At 50.5% G+C, this 1,905-nt stretch carries 1 protein-coding gene; it reads left to right on the top strand.

Annotation, left to right across the window (positions count from 1 at the left end):
- The first annotated feature begins 427 nt into the window (after positions 1 to 427).
- Positions 428 to 1,828 carry a group II intron reverse transcriptase/maturase gene (gene ltrA / locus PV403_RS24740; protein ID WP_332086283.1) on the top strand — a complete coding sequence of 467 codons (1,401 nt, stop codon included), beginning with the start codon at positions 428 to 430 and terminating at the stop codon, positions 1,826 to 1,828.
- Positions 1,829 to 1,905 lie beyond the last annotated feature (77 nt).

Below are 1,905 nucleotides of genomic sequence, written 5' to 3'. Positions count from 1 at the left end.
CATGTGCGCCCGGCATGGGCGATAACTAGGTGGTGCAAGTCCACTACAGGCTTGGCAGTAGGAACTGTTAGCTAAAGGCAAGGGTGTCCGCCGCGAGGCGGAATCTGAAGGAAGCCGGAGGCAAACCCTCGGTCTGACGAACAGAAATCACATAAAAGGCATGATGAAGCGGATGAGCTTGCATGTCAAAGCAAAATCCAATACTGCCCGAAGCTCATCATGTAAATGTGGCAGATAGATGAGGGGAAAGTTATCGCTCTTACCCGGGGAGGTCTCACAGACGTGAAGTAGGAAAAAAAATCCGAAAGACGGAGTAAAGCTTGCTGTGAGAAGTCAGCAGAAGCCATAGTACCGGGAAGTTTTTTTTTTTCGGGAAGGGCTGAACAATCGTAAGTCTCGAGTATAAGCAGGAAGGAGAGTCGACGCAATGAAAGCAGAATACCGAAAGGGCTGCCCGCAAAGGGATAGCGTGGAACGCAAAGAGTATGTGGGAGCGCGGAGTGTCGGCATTCGGGAATGTGGAGAAAGGGACGGTGCAACAGACCTGCTAGAGCAAATACTGGACAGAGACAATCTGAACAGAGCCTACAAACAGGTCAAACGCAACCATGGAGCGCCAGGCATCGACGGGATGACCGTAGAAGATGCGCTGCCATGGCTGCAGGAACATAAAGACGAGCTCTTGCAAAGTATCCGGGAAGGCAGATACAAGCCAAGCCCCGTACGGCGCAAAGAAATTCCCAAACCAGATGGAAATGGAGTACGGAAGCTTGGCATACCCACAGTGGTGGACCGAGTGATCCAGCAGGCGATTGCCCAGCAGTTGCAGCCGATGTTTGAGCCGCTCTTTTCGGAGGGAAGCTACGGCTACCGCCCAGGTAGGAGCGCACAGCAAGCTATTCGCAAGGTAAAAGAGTATGCGCAGCAGGGCTACGGCTACGCGGTAGAAATTGACCTCTCCAAATACTTTGACACACTGAACCATGAGCTACTGATGAATCTTTTACGCAAACAAATCGGGGACAAGCGTGTAACCGATTTGATCAAGAAATATCTGAAAAGTGGAGTCATGGAGAACGGGGTGCACTGCAAAACGGAGGAAGGCGCTCCGCAGGGAGGCCCCTTATCGCCGTTACTTGCAAATATCTACCTGAACGAATTCGACCAGGAGATGAACGGCCGGGGAGTGAAGGTCATCCGCTATGCAGATGACATCGTAGTGCTAGCCAAAAGCAAACGGGCAGCAATGCGTCTCTTGGAATCCTGCCGGAAATACCTAGAGAACAAACTGAGACTGCAAATGAATACGCAGAAAAGCAAGGTAGTCAGTGTAATGGCTCGGAAGCATTTTAAATTTCTTGGCTTTGCCTTGGGAAAGAACAAAAGAGGCGTGTATATTCGAGTACATGGGCAGTCCCTTGCAAAAGCAAAGAAGAAGTTGAAAGAACTAACGAGCCGAAGTCAGGGCAGGAATGTTCGCGAAGTCATGGAGAAAGTGAAGATCTACATTCGCGGATGGATTGGCTACTATTATGTAGCTGACATGAAACGAATATTGCAAAGCTGGAGTGAATGGCTGCGGAGGCGACTTCGTATGTACATCTGGAAGCAATGGAAGAAACCGAAAACAAAGGTACAAAACCTACGCAGGCTGGGGATACCGGAGGGGAAGGCGTACCAATGGGGAAACTCCCGTCTTGGGTACTGGCGCATCTCCAGAAGCCCGGTGCTGTCTCGTTCCATAACAAACGAAAAGCTCGTACAGGCAGGATATTATGACTTTCCTGCGCAGTACGAGCGTCTACGTAAAATGCACTTATGCGGTTGAACCGCCGTATACCGAACGGTACGTACGGTGGTGTGAGAGGTCGGCTACTCTTCTAATGGGTAGCCTCCTACTCGATT

This window comes from Paenibacillus sp. GYB006 (assembly GCF_036577645.1).
GTDB lineage: Bacteria > Bacillota > Bacilli > Paenibacillales > Paenibacillaceae > Paenibacillus.
This window is presented reverse-complemented; position numbering and strand designations above follow the sequence as displayed.

Bases quoted from the DNA above. Each gene is read 5' to 3' on its own strand.
- ltrA (WP_332086283.1), top strand. From the start codon at position 428: ATGAAAGCAGAATACCGAAAGGGCTGCCCGCAAAGGGATAGCGTGGAA.